Source organism: Streptomyces sp. MMG1121 (genome assembly GCF_001280015.1).
Taxonomy (GTDB): domain Bacteria; phylum Actinomycetota; class Actinomycetes; order Streptomycetales; family Streptomycetaceae; genus Streptomyces.
The window spans coordinates 1-572 of the sequence record NZ_LGDV01000066.1; the positions used below are offsets into that span (position 1 = coordinate 1).

General features: G+C 60.7%; 2 rRNA genes and 1 pseudogene. All 3 read left to right on the plus strand.

The window, feature by feature from the left end:
* A 23S ribosomal RNA gene (locus ADK64_RS07990) occupies window positions 1-77 on the plus strand; the annotation flags it as partial.
* Window positions 78-181: 104 nt separating this feature from the next.
* Window positions 182-298: ribosomal RNA gene (gene rrf / locus ADK64_RS07995) — 5S ribosomal RNA — on the plus strand.
* A gap of 92 nt (window positions 299-390) precedes the next feature.
* Window positions 391-572, plus strand: a pseudogene (locus ADK64_RS46575) (tetratricopeptide repeat protein); the annotation flags it as partial.

Here is a 572-nt window from a genome sequence, read left to right on the forward strand (position 1 = left end):
CTGGGTTGATAGGCCGGATCTGGAAGCCAGGTAACTGGTGGAGGTGACCGGTACTAATAGGCCGAGGGCTTGTCCTCAGTTGCTCGCGTCCACTGTGTTAGTTCTGAGGCAACGACCGTTGCCGGATTTGAGTAGAACGCATAACAGAAAAGTGTGCTTGTTCGCTCGAAACCATTAGGGTTTCGGTGGTCATAGCGTGAGGGAAACGCCCGGTTACATTTCGAACCCGGAAGCTAAGCCTCACAGCGCCGATGGTACTGCAGGGGGGACCCTGTGGGAGAGTAGGACGCCGCCGAACAATCTTTGGAGGACCCCTGGTCCCAGCGTTCAGCTGGGACCAGGGGTCCTTTTGTTTTTACAATGCTTGTGGTACCGAAGACAGGAGTCACCATGTCCACCAACTCTCCCGACGACCGACCGGAGCGCGACCAGCGGCGACGGGACAGTGGTGACCGGGGCGACCGTGGCGGCTACCGCGGGGAGCGCCGGGACAACGACCGTCGTGATGACCGTCGTGGCAGCGACCGTGGCGGCAGTGACCGTGGTGGTTACGGCGGCCGGCGCGATGACAA